This is a genomic window from Ruminococcus sp. AM31-15AC (assembly GCF_003462045.1).
In the GTDB taxonomy this organism is placed as follows: Bacteria; Bacillota; Clostridia; order Oscillospirales; family Ruminococcaceae; genus Hominimerdicola; species Hominimerdicola aceti.
Genome location: NZ_QTYG01000059.1, coordinates 1 through 13614, shown reverse-complemented (window position 1 = coordinate 13614; position 13614 = coordinate 1). Strand labels below are relative to the sequence as shown.

At 38.9% G+C, this 13614-nt stretch carries 13 protein-coding genes; 11 read left to right on the top strand and 2 right to left on the bottom strand.

From position 1 onward, the window contains the following. The first annotated feature begins 117 nt into the window (after positions 1-117). On the top strand, positions 118-4275 hold the full coding sequence (locus DW793_RS12500; protein ID WP_118158333.1) for a C1 family peptidase: 4158 nt from the start codon (positions 118-120) through the stop codon (positions 4273-4275). 57 nt (positions 4276-4332) lie between these two features. Here the strand turns inward: DW793_RS12500 and DW793_RS12495 are convergent, their stop codons facing one another. Then, positions 4333-4947 (bottom strand): sugar O-acetyltransferase, encoded by a 615-nt coding sequence (locus DW793_RS12495; RefSeq protein ID WP_118158332.1) that lies wholly within the window; start codon positions 4945-4947, stop codon positions 4333-4335. A 140-nt stretch (positions 4948-5087) separates the two neighbouring features. After that, positions 5088-5270, bottom strand: a complete 183-nt coding sequence (locus tag DW793_RS12490; protein ID WP_118158331.1) for a hypothetical protein — start codon at positions 5268-5270, stop codon at positions 5088-5090. Between the two features lie 436 nt (positions 5271-5706). On the opposite strand from DW793_RS12490, the gene DW793_RS12485 reads away from it, so the two are divergent. From DW793_RS12485 to DW793_RS12445, 10 genes are all read left to right on the top strand, one after another. Beyond that, a complete protein-coding gene (locus DW793_RS12485) occupies positions 5707-6936 on the top strand; it encodes a nucleotide sugar dehydrogenase (RefSeq protein WP_118158330.1) in 1230 nt (409 codons plus the stop codon). 362 nt (positions 6937-7298) lie between these two features. Continuing rightward, a complete protein-coding gene (locus tag DW793_RS12480) occupies positions 7299-8582 on the top strand; it encodes a DegT/DnrJ/EryC1/StrS family aminotransferase (RefSeq protein WP_118158329.1) in 1284 nt (427 codons plus the stop codon). 17 nt (positions 8583-8599) lie between these two features. Next, the gene (locus DW793_RS12475) at positions 8600-9274 is read left to right on the top strand and encodes a sugar transferase (RefSeq protein WP_118158328.1); all 675 of its coding nucleotides are present in this window, start codon (positions 8600-8602) and stop codon (positions 9272-9274) included. Then, positions 9234-9770, top strand: coding sequence for a GNAT family N-acetyltransferase (locus tag DW793_RS12470; RefSeq protein WP_252969887.1), 537 nt, complete (start codon positions 9234-9236; stop codon positions 9768-9770). The genes DW793_RS12475 and DW793_RS12470 overlap by 41 nt, the downstream gene beginning before the upstream one ends. A 2-nt stretch (positions 9771-9772) precedes the next feature. Beyond that, positions 9773-10684, top strand: coding sequence for a 1-aminocyclopropane-1-carboxylate deaminase/D-cysteine desulfhydrase (locus DW793_RS12465; RefSeq protein WP_118158326.1), 912 nt, complete (start codon positions 9773-9775; stop codon positions 10682-10684). Continuing rightward, complete coding sequence (locus tag DW793_RS12460; protein WP_118158325.1) at positions 10685-10882, top strand: hypothetical protein; 198 nt, start codon at positions 10685-10687, stop codon at positions 10880-10882. After that, a complete protein-coding gene (locus tag DW793_RS12455) occupies positions 10858-11907 on the top strand; it encodes a hypothetical protein (protein WP_118158324.1) in 1050 nt (349 codons plus the stop codon). Before DW793_RS12460 ends, DW793_RS12455 begins: the two co-directional genes overlap by 25 nt. 21 nt (positions 11908-11928) lie before the next feature. Further along, entirely contained in the window at positions 11929-12186 is a 258-nt protein-coding gene (locus tag DW793_RS15490) for a hypothetical protein (protein WP_252969886.1), read from the top strand. A gap of 2 nt (positions 12187-12188) precedes the next feature. Further along, entirely contained in the window at positions 12189-13148 is a 960-nt protein-coding gene (locus DW793_RS12450) for an ATP-grasp domain-containing protein (RefSeq protein ID WP_118158323.1), read from the top strand. 20 nt (positions 13149-13168) lie between these two features. Next, positions 13169-13573: a hypothetical protein gene (locus tag DW793_RS12445; RefSeq protein WP_118158322.1), complete on the top strand. Its 405-nt coding sequence runs from the start codon at positions 13169-13171 to the stop codon at positions 13571-13573. The last annotated feature ends 41 nt before the right edge of the window (positions 13574-13614 follow it).

The following is a 13614-nucleotide window of genomic DNA, read 5'->3' as shown; positions in this document are numbered from 1 at the left end:
GTTCTAAGGGGGTGACCGTCAGTCCATTACCTTCTTATTATATCAAAATAAGCATAGCCTGTCACCACTGTAGTCAGCAGTTTGGACTATGCTAATATCATACCAAAGGAGATCTTTATGAAGGTGATCTATAAATGTGCTGCCATTTTGACTGCGGCGATATTGTCAGTGCAGTTTCCTTGCGCAGCTTTTGCGGATATGGAGCATGGCGGAGATAATGACAGCCCGAAATTTAAGATGGGCAGGATAATTTTTACTGATAATGGTTATGGCTACGAAAAGGAAGGTCTGGAAAAATCGGAGATCGCTGATGAAGATCTGGTCGACACGGACGACGGGGTTTCACCTTATGCACAAAAGGCAACGGCTTCGCTGCCTGCGAAATATGACCCCAGATCTAAGAATACGCTGACGACTATCAAAAACCAGTTCCAGACAGGCACTTGCTGGGCGTTTGCGGCACTTTCCTGCACAGAGAGCAATCTTATTCAAAAGGGGCTTGAAAATCAAAACGTGCAGTTTTCTGTGCCGAGCCTTGTCCTCTCTACATATGCTAACGGCGGATTTGACGAGTCAATATGGGATTGCGGCGGAACGTGGATGGATTCGTCCCTTGCAATGGCGGCTCATAGGGGACTTTGCTATGATGAATATGAGCCTTTCGTGTCTGACGCAACGGAAGCCACTATCGTATCTGAGGAGAAAAAGGGCGTTTGCGAATATCAGCTTAATTACGCTTCCACTATCACAGGCGGACGAAACGCCATTAAAAACAAGATAAAAGAGCTTGGCGGAGTAATGGTGAGCTATTATGCAGACGACCTGTATATGACCTTTGATAACAAAAGCTATTACGATCCGGAAACTACAAAATATAGTGGAATAAATCATGCCGTAAGCGTAGTGGGCTGGGACGATAATTATAGCAAGTCAAATTTCCTTGCAGGCTATCAGCCAAAGAAAAACGGGGCATGGCTTGTGAAAGGCTCTTGGGGAGTATCCAATGGCACAGACGGCTATTACTGGATATCCTATGAAGAGGCAGAAATGACCGATTGGGTGGCATTCGACCTCACTGAAAGCTGTGATAATAATTACCATTATCCTGCTAATAAGGATAATTCTATATTTTATGTTAGCAATGAAAATAAAATGAGCGGTGCTGATGTTTTTACAGCAAAAAAAGACGAGCTTCTTGACAAAGTGGGCTTTATGTATCTTGGCTACACCGGAAAGTCTGACTACACCGTGCAGGTCTACACTTCTGTTTCAGACAGCACTCCTGTGGGGATACTTGAATGTGAGGTCAGCGGAAAGGTGCAGAGCGACGGCTTTTATACTGTGGATATCCCTGATGTTGAGCTTGACGAGGGCGAAAGATATTCTGTCGTGATGACATTCAGCGGTGATGACGGCTCAGGCTATGTGACCGTTTATGGCTATTCAGACGGGGTCATGAAGCCTGGTCAGGCGTATATTTCCAATGACGGCGACAGTTGGACGGACGTTACCGACAGGGACGCTTATACCGGTCAGCCTATAATATTTGCCTATACCGATGATATAGATAAGTCTGATAAAAGCGAGCTTGAAACACTTGTGGCAAAGTATGAAAAGCAGAGCGGTTATGAGCGTGAGGTCAACAACGGCAAGAAAGTTATTGCAGACGAAAACGCATCAAAGAACGATATTACCAATGCCAAGCTTCTTATAAAGGCAAAGGCGAAAGAGATAAAGGAACAAAGCCTTGTTATAAAGACAGCGACGGATTGGAAAAACTTCGCAAAGCGTGTATCAGGCGGTGAAAGCTTCGCAGGAAAGCGTGTTGTGCTTGAAAAAGACATCGACTTCGGTGGTGCAAAGATATCGGCAGTAGGAACGGCTTCAAAACCTTTTTGCGGATATTTTGACGGCAACGGACACGTTCTGAAAAACGCTGTTATCCAAAACAATTCTTATGCAGGTCTGTTCGGCTATGCTGAGGACAGAGCGCAGATAAGAGATCTCAGTGCTGAGAAAATAACTGTCAGCGGTAAGTACGCAGGCGGGATCGTTGGTGAATTTGATGCGGTATCTATCCAACGCTGTACGTTCAGCGGAACTGTCAAGGGTACAAGCTCGGCAGGCGGAATCGTGGGCAAAGCAGGTGGTCTGACCCTGACAGAGTGCGTTTCAGACCTTGCAAAGTCAAGCAGTTCAAATGCTAAAGCTATGGTGGGCAGCATTGATAATGACGCTTTTTATTATGGACAGCAATATGCCGGTTGTTGGTATAACGGCAACTTTTCTGACAGCAGGGTAAAGAAAACGGCTTTGTCTAACGTTACAAGCTCTGCAGCTTATTCGCTGAATACCATTGGCGGAAAGCAGACAGACAGCGGCAGGTGGACAATGGCAGGCGGCAAAGCAAGGCTAGCTCGTCCTGGGGAGCAGGCTTCGCACAAGATAACATTTGAAGCTCCCGACGGCAAGCATTATGCCTGCACTGATAAGGACGGCAAGGTGAAATATCCTGCTGTCAAAGTGCAAAGCGGTTATGCTCTTAAATGGTACAAGAACGGAATTGCTGTCGATGCGAACACAGTTTATACTGCTGACAGCACAGTAAAGGCAAAGCTTGTTGAAGCAAAATTTGTCACTATCGACTATGTTTTAAATGGCGGCACGAACAGCACAGGCAATCCGGAATATCTCAGCGAGGGCGAAAGCGTAACGCTTTCCGAGCCGACAAAAGAGGGTGCAGACTTTGCAGGCTGGTATGATAACGCTGCACTTTCAGGTGAAAGAATAGAAAGTATCTCATATTCAGGCGGTGCAAAAACTCTTTATGCCGCATGGAAGCCTTATACATATAACGTTACGTTTGTGGATAAGGACGGCAAGGTGATAAGTCAGCAGACAGTGGAATATGGTAAGTCTGCAAAAGCTCCGAAAGCCCCTGCTATAAAGGGTCTGCGTTTTACAGGATGGGACAATGACTATAAAAACGTCATGGAGGATATGACTGTCACAGCGGAGTATTCTGACAGCAAGCTTATTGCAGACTGCGAGATATCAGGCTTCAAGAACAGCTTCACATACACAGGAAAGAATATTGAACAGCCTGACGTAACGCTCACCTATGAGGGCAAAGAGCTTAAAGAGGGCGTGGATTACACTGTATATTATAAGACCAATCTTAACGCAGGACCTGCAAAAATGACCTTTGTTGGAAAAGGCGAATACAGAGGCTCTGTTGCAAAAAGCTTTACTATCCAGCCAAAGGACGCTTCCAAGTTCAAGCTTTATTACGCTACACCGCTGTCGTTCACCGGCAAGGCGATAACGCCTGATGTGCTTATAAAGGACGGCAATAAGACCCTTGAGCGTTATGTTGATTATATGGTGATGTATTTCTCAAACGTGAACGTTGGCATGGGCAAGATAACAGTAGAATTTTACGGAAACTATAAGGGCAAGCAGACCGTTTCTTTTGTTATAAATCCTGCAAAACAGCAGATACAGGTGCTTGAAACAAGATACAAGGGCTTTTTTGTGGATTTTGTGCAGAAAGGATCTGCAACAGGCTATGAGGTCCAGTATGGCACAAGATCTGATTTTTCAAATGCTTCCACTTACAGATCCACCACCAACAAGACGGATAAGATGACGGTACTTGGATTAGGGGCTTCAAAGACATATTATGTAAGAGTTCGTTCTTATACTGTCAAGGGCGGAAAGACCTATTACGGCAATTGGTCAGACTCTAAAAGCATTGTGACGGCAAATACTAATTTTGCAAACGCAAAGGTCAGCGGTATTTCTTCAAAAAGCTTTACCGGCAAGGCGATAACGCAGAAGATCACAGTAAAATACGGCTCAAAGACCCTTAAAAACGGCACAGACTACACTGTGAAATATTCTGCAAACACAAAGGTCGGCACCGCAAAGGTGACTATCATAGGCAAGGGCATTTACGGCGGAGTTATCACCAAAAGCTTTGCTATCTATCCTGCAAAGCAGGTGATACAAAAGCTTTATGGCACATATGCAGGCTTCTTTATAGATTATGCACAGAAAGGCTCTGCCACGGGATATGAAATATCATACTCACAGCGTTCCGACTTTAAGGGAGCAAAAAGCGTAAAGGTAACAAACAACCACACCGATAAAAAGACAGTTTCCGGGCTTGCGAGATATCAAAAATATTACGTCCGTGTAAGAAGCTACACTGTCAAAGGTGGAAAGACTTATAACGGAGCGTGGTCCGATAAAAAATGGGTCTATACTCAATGATATGACAGACGATAAAAATGCCCCTGATCATTTTCTGGTCAGGGGTATTTTTTATGCTCAGAAAAGTTCTGCTTTGTACTTGATAGAATCCTCCTCAGTTATCTCACGGATAACTTTGCATGGATTTCCTGCTGCAAGAGAATTTGGCGGTATGTCACGGGTGACAACGCTTCCTGCACCGATAACACAGCCCTCGCCTATGGTAACTCCGCCTGTGATGACAACATTGCTCGCTATCCAGCAGTTGGAGTGTATTGTGATAGGCTTGCCGTATTCATCATCATAAACAGTGCCGTCAGACTTTTTCTTCATGTTACGCTCCTGCCATCTGAATGGGTGAACAGGTGTGGCAATGGTGCAGTTGGGACCGAAAAACACGTTGTCGCCAATCGTCACAGGGCAGGTGTCAAGCACTGTCAGATTGAAGTTTGCATAGCAGCCTGAGCCGAACTTTGTGAAAACGCCATAGTCAAAATACACAGGACCTTGGAGAAAAAATCCCTCGCCATGGTCGGGCAGAAGCTCGTCAAGGATAGCGTTTCTTCTCTCATCATCTTCATACAAACTGCTGTACTGCTGTGAAAGCTTGTGAGCCTTTGTCCTCAATTCTGCAAGCTCCTTGTCGGAGGGGTCATATATCTTGCCCGCAAGCATTTTTCCTTTTTCAGTCATTATAAAACGCCCTTTCTGTGTGTAGTTCCACTTGATTTTGTTGAGAGTATAGCACAAGTTTCGGGCTGTGTCAATAGTTTTTTGGGGTCGAGTGGTAGAATAAAAAATGGTATACAAAAAGCTTGGCAGGGTAGAAAAAGTTATAGGTAAAATCCCTGCATATAATTTGTGTACATAAAGGTATCTTCATCATCAGCGGTATTGTCACCAGCAGGCTTTTTTCTGCCACTAACACAAGAAGCCAAAATTATCAGACCGCCTAGAACAATTGCAACGCTCACTCCAAGGGCTACCAAAACCGCACAGAAAATTTTTACTATCATAAACACCGCTCCAATCATATTTCTCATACTTCGCCATAATTACTATTATGATTATATGCTGGTTTTGCCTGATAATCAATAAAAGCCGTGTAAAATGCAGATAAAAATCAAGTCAGCTTTTGTCTGCATCAATCTTGTGGTAAAAATATTTTTCAAAACGTTTCATGATTTAACAATTTTAAATGAAGAAAATTATAGCTTTCAGCTTAGTATAAAATTGCACAAACTGAGCTTTTTGTAAATGGTTAGCATTGTTTATTACACTGAAAATGTAACGATTTTTGAAAAAATATACATAAAATATGGGGTGAATACTTGACTAGATTAAAATTTTGTGATAAAATTATTAACGTGAATGAGTGTATAGTTTATATTACATTTATTGCTGATGCATTTTAGTTGTGAAAGAACTCGAAGTATAAGGAAGTTTAAGAAAATGAACAGAAAGATAGCAGTAGCAGGAACAGGTTATGTTGGATTGTCGCTTGCAGTATTGCTTGCACAGCACAATCATGTAACGGCTGTTGACATTATCCCTGAAAAGGTTGAGCTTATCAATAATAAAAAGTCTCCTATTCAGGACGATTATATAGAAAAGTATCTTGCTGAAAAAGAGCTTGATCTGACGGCAACGCTTGATGGCGAAACGGCGTACAAGGATGCTGAATTTGTTATAATTGCGGCTCCGACTAACTATGACAGCAAGAAGAATTTCTTTGATACTTCAGCTGTAGAAGCAGTTATAGAGCTTGTTATGAAAGTCAATCCTGATGCTATCATGGTCATAAAAAGTACTATCCCAGTTGGCTACACAAAGTCAGTAAGGGAAAAGTATAGCACTGATAAGATAATTTTCAGCCCTGAGTTTCTCCGTGAGTCAAAGGCTTTGTATGATAATCTGTATCCAAGCAGAATTATCGTAAGTTGTGATGATGATACGAGAGAAAAGGCAGAGCTTTTTGCAAAGCTTTTGCAGGAGGGTGCGATAAAGGAAGATATTGACACGGTTTTTATGGGATTTACCGAGGCTGAGGCTGTTAAGCTGTTTGCAAATACTTATCTTGCACTTAGAGTTTCGTATTTTAACGAGCTTGATACTTATGCTGAAGTAAAGGGACTTAATACTCAGGATATTATAAATGGTGTTTGCCTTGATCCTAGAATTGGTAGTCACTACAACAATCCAAGCTTTGGTTATGGTGGATATTGCCTGCCAAAGGATACAAAGCAGCTGCTTGCAAACTATGAAGATGTACCGCAGAACATGATGTCTGCTATTGTTGAAAGTAACAGGACTAGAAAAGACTTTATTGCAGATAAGGTGCTTGAACTTGCTGGATATTATACTGGAAGTAGCAATTGGGATAAGGATAGAGAAAAGGACGTTGTCATAGGCGTTTATAGGCTTACAATGAAGTCCAACTCAGATAATTTCCGTCAGAGCAGTATCCAGGGCGTTATGAAGCGTATCAAGGCAAAGGGCGCTACGGTTATAATTTATGAGCCGACCCTTGAGGACGGCGACACGTTCTTTGGCAGCAAGGTTGTAAATGATTTGGAAAAATTCAAGTCAATGAGCCAGTCTATTGTTGCTAACAGATATGACAGCTGCCTTGATGATGTTAGAGATAAGGTCTATACTAGAGATCTGTACGGGAGAGATTAATTAGCTAGGAGCTTGATTTATGTACAATAACAAAGATGATCAGGAATCCTTTGAATAAGAGGTTTGACCTAGCCTGCGAATGAGCTTTTTAATAAGAACATTCACAGGCTAGTCGCCGTGTTAAAGAACTTACCTATAAAAACAAATAATTATGAAGAGTGTGTTGAAAATGGGGAGAAAATTATTAATTGCAGCCTCTAAAAGATATGGAGATTATGTGAAAGGGATCTGATTGCAAAAGAAGCATTAAGATCGGTTGTTCCAACATTCAAAACACCAGAAGACGTAAATAAAGAGAATTGCTTAATAACAAATTAATACATTCTGAAAAAAAGAGATTGGGCGAAAAGAGGAAGAAAGTCATGTTTAAAGAAAACAATAAATTTGAAAAATTTGAGTCTAAAATATGGTTGAGCAGCCCAACCATGCATGGCCCAGAAATTGAGTATGTAAAAGAAGCATATGAAACGAACTGGATGTCCACAGTTGGAAAAAATATCAATGAAGTAGAAAGAATGGCATGTGAATATATCGGCTGCAAATACGCAGTTGCATTATCAGCAGGAACAGCGTCATTGCATCTGGCAATGAAACTTGCAGGTATTGAAGCATATGGTATGCCAAAAGTTGGGCATGGTGCATTAGAGGGAAAGAAAGTATTCTGCTCTGATATGACATTTGACGCAACCGTAAATCCTGTTGTTTACGAGGGCGGTGAGCCGGTATTTATTGACACGGAATATGACACATGGAATATGGATCCAGTGGCACTTGAAAAAGCATTTGAAATTTATCCAGATACGAAGGTAGTAGTTGTTGCACATCTTTATGGAACTCCGGGTAAAGTAGATGAATTAAATGCTATTATTAAAAAGCATGGTGCAATTTTAGTAGAAGATGCAGCAGAATCTATGGGAGCTACATATAAGGGAGTACAGACTGGTACATTTGGAAAATATAACACCATTTCTTTTAATGGAAATAAGATTATCACCGGAAGTGCAGGTGGATGTTTCTTAACTGATGATGAAGAAGCAGCAAACAAAGTTCGTAAATGGTCTACACAGGCGAGAGAAAATGCTGCATGGTATCAGCATGAAGAACTTGGTTATAACTACCGCATGAGTAATGTAATAGCTGGTGTAGTTCGTGGACAGTTCCCATATCTGAATGAGCATATTGCACAGAAAAAAGCAATTTATGAGAGATATAAAGAGGGATTAAAAGGTCTTCCGGTTTCTATGAATCCAATTGACTTTGAAAATTCTGAGCCAAACTATTGGCTGTCTTGTTTGATTATTGATAAGGAAGCAATGTGCAAGCAGGTTCGTGGCGAGCAGGATGTTTGCTATGTAAAAGAAGCAGGAAAGTCTTGTCCAACTGAAATACTGGAAGCGATTGCATCTATTAATGCAGAGGGAAGACCAATTTGGAAACCAATGCATATGCAGCCGATTTATCGTTTGAATCCATTTGTTGTCAGAGATGGAAACGGACGTGCCAGATCAAATGCGTATATTGCAGGCGGAGTGGCTGATGTAGGTATGGATATTTTTACAAGAGGATTGTGTTTGCCTAGCGATAATAAAATGACTGCGGAGGAGCAGGAGAGGATTATTGAAGTGATTAGGGCTTGCTTTGAATAGGGGGTAGGAGCTTGCTGATGTTTAAAGGTAAGAATGGAATATATAATAGATATTTTAAAAGAATGATAGATATTATATGTGCTTTGCTTGCACTCGGTGTTTTTTGGTGGCTCTATATCATCGTTGCAATTTTAGTACGTGTAAAATTGGGGAGTCCAATTATCTTCAAGCAGGCTAGACCTGGAAAAATCGATCCAATGACTGGAAAAGAGACAATATTTTATCTTTATAAATTTCGTACCATGACGGATGCTAGAGATATAAATGGACTTCCGCTTCCAGATGATGTGAGACTTACAAAATTCGGAAGATTACTTAGATCGACATCCTTGGACGAACTTCCTGAGGTAATTAATATTTTAAAGGGAGATATGTCAGTTATTGGGCCACGACCTCTTTTGGTTGAGTATTTGCCTTATTATACAGAGTTGGAGCATCACAGACACGATGTTAGACCGGGACTATCAGGATGGGCACAGATTAACGGGCGTAATGCAATTGATAGTTGGGAACAACGTTTTGAATATGATTTGGAATATGTAGACAAAATATCATTTTTATTTGATTTAAAAGTGATTTTTTTGACAGTTGCAAAAGTGTTAAAGCGTTCTGATATACAAGTCGGAAGTCAAATTAAGGTTGGACGTCTAGATGGCGCGAGAGGAAAAAAGACCAATGATAGTTCGAATTAGAAAGTTTGAAAGAAAAGACATACCAAAGAAAGTGGAATGGATTAATAATCCACAGAATAATAAGTTTCTTCATTACGATATTCCATTGGAAGTAGAAAAGACACAAAAATGGTTTGATTCTAATATTGGTCGAACAGATCGTTATGATGCTGTAATTGAGGCTGATGGAGTTCCTTGTGGAACAATAGGACTTTTGGAAATTGATAAAAAGAATAGTAAAGCAGAATACTACATTGCTATGGGTGAAACTTCATTAAAAGGCAAAGGCATATCAACACAAGCTAGCAAAATATTGTTAGACTATGCGTTTGGAGAACTTAAATTAAATCGTATTTATTTATACACAGAAACGGAGAATATACCAGCGCAGAGATTATTTGAAAAATTAGGTTTTATTAAGGAAGGGTGTATACGAGACGATATTGTTTCGCACGGAAAATTTGTGGATCGTTATATTTACGGTCTTGTTAGGGATGAATATTTGAAGGAAGAGTAATTATGTGGAACACACCTATTCAACAAATTGAAAACAACATATATGTGAAAAGAGATGATTTAATACCATATTCCTTTGGAGGTAATAAAGCTAGGAAAGGTTTTCTTTTTTTTGAGGAAATTGATAAAGGAGAGTTTGATTGTGTAGTTACCTATGGTAGTAGTCATTCTAACCATTGTAGAGTTATATCGAACATGGCAGCTGCGAGAAATATGCCATGTTATCTTATAGGACCTGAAGAAGTTTCTGACGAAACTTATAACAGCAGATTTATGAGTATGTTTGGTGCAAAGATAATTACAGTTCCGGTTGAACAGGTACATGATACTATTGAAAACTTATTAAGGAATTTAATAAACTGCGGAAAGAGACCATATTTTATTCCGGGTGGAGGACATGGTAATATTGGTACAAAAGCCTATGTTGAATGTTATCAAGAGATAAAAAAATATGAAAATGCCCATGATATATATTTCGACTATATTTTCTTTGCTTCGGGCACTGGAACAACACATGCGGGGTTGGTTTGTGGACAACTAATAAATGAAGATAATGATAGAAAAATAATAGGAATTAGTATTGCAAGAAAAAATCCAAGAGGACGTGATATAGTGCTTGATAGCATCCGAGAATATATGCCTAAAGTTGATGAAATAGTACTTCAGAAAAAAACTATATTTTTGGATCAATATACAGGAGATGGCTATGGAAAGGAAAACTCCGAGATTAAAAATACGATTAAAGAAAATATGTTAAAATATGGAATTCCAATGGATGGTACATATACGGCAAAAGCATTTCTGGGTATGATGACATATATAAAAACAGAAGGGATTTATGATAAGAAAGTGTTATTTATTCACACAGGTGGCACACCTCTTTTTTTTGATGATTTAGTAAGGGAGATAAGGTAGATGAAGGTTACAGCTAAAATAAATAAAGAATTTCCGGCTTTGGCATGGATATCAAACATATCTGGAGAGCGGATAGAAATAATCCATGGTGATCACGTTGAAATGACAGAAAATTTTTGGGTTGAAGGAGCATGGAGCGGTGAATTCGACCAAGGTTTGTTTGCAGATGCTGAATGGTTTTGTGGTACGGGGGGGTAATAAAATCAAAAGAAGTAATTTATTCTACACCTAGTCATGTTACATATGGTATATATATATTCAGAAAAGATCAGGCAATTTGCGTGAGTAATAGTCTGTATTTATTGATGGCATATAATGAACTAGAAATGGATACGGAGTATGCAGGATATGAAATAGATTTTAATAGTATAAGAAAAGGATTGGATGAATACACACAAAAAATAAGAGTATTAAATAAAGGTAATACTGCTTATGTTGAAGTGTTTTATTATGCAAATATCGTGGTTGACGAGAAGGGAAATTGTAGCATAACAAGAAAACAACTCTGTGAATCCTTTAAAAACTATGACGATTATTATAATAGATTAATGCACTCAATGTTGATGCTTAAGGAAAATGCATGTGATAAGAATAGAAATAAACAGTATGGTGTTGTTTCTACCATAAGTAGAGGATATGACGCATCATGTTGTGCTGTTGTAGGAAGAAAAATGGGTGCAACGACTGCTTGTACATTTGCACCATGCGGAAAACATAAGGATGATTGTGGTGATGATATCGCGAGAAAATTAGGTTACACCAATATCGTTATACGTGGTCATGATGCATATAAAAACAATGAGAATTATTTAGAGGCAGAAGTTGTATGTACGGGCGAATTAGGATCAGAAATTAGTATGGCTTCTTTTTATGATGTATTTAAAGGAAATATTGTTTTGACAGGAGAAAGAGGCGATTCGATTTGGGATAGAAATGCAGTAAATGTGAATAATACTTTTTGCTTTGATTCCAGAGATGCAAGTTTGGGAAGTTCGGAGAGAAGATTATGGGTAGATTACATATCCTGCCCATTACCTCTATTTGGTGCAACTGCATGGCCAAGTATAAAAAAAGTTTCTAACAGTGATGAAATGAAAAAATGGAGCTTGCTTAATGATTATGATAGACCAATACCAAGACGTGTAGTGGAAGAATGCGGTATTCCTAGAGAGGCATTTGGAATGAAAAAGCAAGGAGCAGGCTTTAGTTATAGTTATGATTGAAAATCTCGAATTATTAAGCGAATGTCCCCAAAAACAGGAGAAGATTTTACTAATTATCTTAAAGAAAATAAAAAGCTTCGCCTTTTAAGCTCATTGGGATTTTTATTTAAGGTTCGGCGGATATATTTAGCGAGACTTGGATTGAGCAAACAAACTTTAAAAGATTACTCAGAAATTGAAAATCCAACCGTTGTAAGATATTTAGTTCCTTGGGCGGGGAAACATATGTTAAAGCGCTATAGGAATGCACTTAGTAATATTAATCAGTTAGGAGAGTAATAATGAATATTTTAATTTTAAGTTCAGGAACAAGAAACAAAATAGTGCAATATTTTAAGAAAACTGTAGGAGAAAATGGTAAGGTCGTTTGCACAGATATGAGTAGTTTAGCTCCTTCTATATATGAAGCTGATAAATATTATATAGTTCCAAGAATGACAGCTCCAGGATATTTAGAGGTTATTCTTGATATTTGTGAGAAAGAAAAAATTGATGGCGTTTTAAGCCTTATTGATCCAGAGCTTTCATTATTGGCAAAGAATGAAGATAAGTTTGCAGCAGTTGGTACAAAAGTTATAGGATCACCTTATGAACTTTGTGAAATGTCTCTTGATAAATATGAAATGTATAAATGGTTGGAGAGCCATGGATATAAATGTGCAAAGTCTTACATGAACAAAGATGAGTTTTTCTATGATGTTGAAGCTGGAAAAGCCAAATATCCGGTTTTTGTAAAGCCAGCAAGAGGAAGTGCAAGTATTGCCATATCTAAAGTATATGATAAAGAGACGGTAGAACTATTATTTGCGCATGATGATGGATTGATGATTCAGGAATATCTTGATGGACAGGAAATAGGAGCTGACGTTTATATTGATATGATTTCAGGAGAAGTAGTTTCCATTTTTACGAAAAAGAAAATAAAAATGAGAGCTGGAGAAACTGATAAAGCGGTTTCGTTCAAAGATGAGAAGTTGTTTGAGTTAATAAGAAAATTTGTTTCTGAAGCTGGATATAGGGGACAGATTGATATTGATATATTTGATATTGATGGAGAGTACTATATATCAGAAGTAAATCCACGATTTGGTGGCGGCTATCCTCATGCTTATGAAAGTGGAGCTGACCATATGAAACTTATCGTGAACAATCTTGAAGGAAATACAAACGCTTGTGTTGTAGGTGAGAACTATAAGATTGGAACTTACATGATGAAGTATAATGAAATTATGATAAAGTAATAAAAAAAGGGAGACCAGCGATGAATGTTTTGTTTTTGACAACAGGAAGAATTGATAGCATAGAGCAACATTCGATTTATCCAGATTTATTACGGAAATTTAGAGATAACGGACATCAAGTCTATACAGTGGGGTCATATGAAAAAAGAGAAGGAAAGGAAACAAACCTTATAGAAGATCATGGGGCACATATGCTTTATGTTAAAATTGGCAATTTAACACAGACTAATTTATTTGAAAAAGGCATTTCTACAGTTAGGGTTGAAAGTCAATATTTGTCTGCAATAAAAGAGTATTTCTCTAAAGTGAAATTTGACTTAGTATTATATTCTACTCCTCCTATTACACTGGTGAAAGTAGTTGAATATGTAAAAAAAGAGATGGCGCAAAAACACTCCTCCTATTACACTGGTGAAAGTAGTTGAATATGTAAAAAAAGAGATGGCGCAAAAACATATCTTCTTCT

Excerpts from the sequence above, each read along its gene's own strand:
- DW793_RS12455 (WP_118158324.1), top strand. The coding sequence starts at position 10,858 with ATGGTTTTGTGGTACGGGGGGGTAATAAAATCAAAAGAAGTAATTTAT.
- DW793_RS12485 (WP_118158330.1), top strand. The coding sequence starts at position 5,707 with ATGAACAGAAAGATAGCAGTAGCAGGAACAGGTTATGTTGGATTGTCG.
- DW793_RS12450 (WP_118158323.1), top strand. The coding sequence starts at position 12,189 with ATGAATATTTTAATTTTAAGTTCAGGAACAAGAAACAAAATAGTGCAA.
- DW793_RS12500 (WP_118158333.1), top strand. The coding sequence starts at position 118 with ATGAAGGTGATCTATAAATGTGCTGCCATTTTGACTGCGGCGATATTG.
- DW793_RS12495 (WP_118158332.1), bottom strand. The coding sequence starts at position 4,947 with ATGACTGAAAAAGGAAAAATGCTTGCGGGCAAGATATATGACCCCTCC.
- DW793_RS12465 (WP_118158326.1), top strand. The coding sequence starts at position 9,773 with ATGTGGAACACACCTATTCAACAAATTGAAAACAACATATATGTGAAA.
- DW793_RS12480 (WP_118158329.1), top strand. The coding sequence starts at position 7,299 with ATGTTTAAAGAAAACAATAAATTTGAAAAATTTGAGTCTAAAATATGG.
- DW793_RS12470 (WP_252969887.1), top strand. The coding sequence starts at position 9,234 with ATGGCGCGAGAGGAAAAAAGACCAATGATAGTTCGAATTAGAAAGTTT.
- DW793_RS12490 (WP_118158331.1), bottom strand. The coding sequence starts at position 5,270 with ATGATAGTAAAAATTTTCTGTGCGGTTTTGGTAGCCCTTGGAGTGAGC.
- DW793_RS15490 (WP_252969886.1), top strand. The coding sequence starts at position 11,929 with ATGTCCCCAAAAACAGGAGAAGATTTTACTAATTATCTTAAAGAAAAT.
- DW793_RS12475 (WP_118158328.1), top strand. The coding sequence starts at position 8,600 with ATGTTTAAAGGTAAGAATGGAATATATAATAGATATTTTAAAAGAATG.
- DW793_RS12445 (WP_118158322.1), top strand. The coding sequence starts at position 13,169 with ATGAATGTTTTGTTTTTGACAACAGGAAGAATTGATAGCATAGAGCAA.
- DW793_RS12460 (WP_118158325.1), top strand. The coding sequence starts at position 10,685 with ATGAAGGTTACAGCTAAAATAAATAAAGAATTTCCGGCTTTGGCATGG.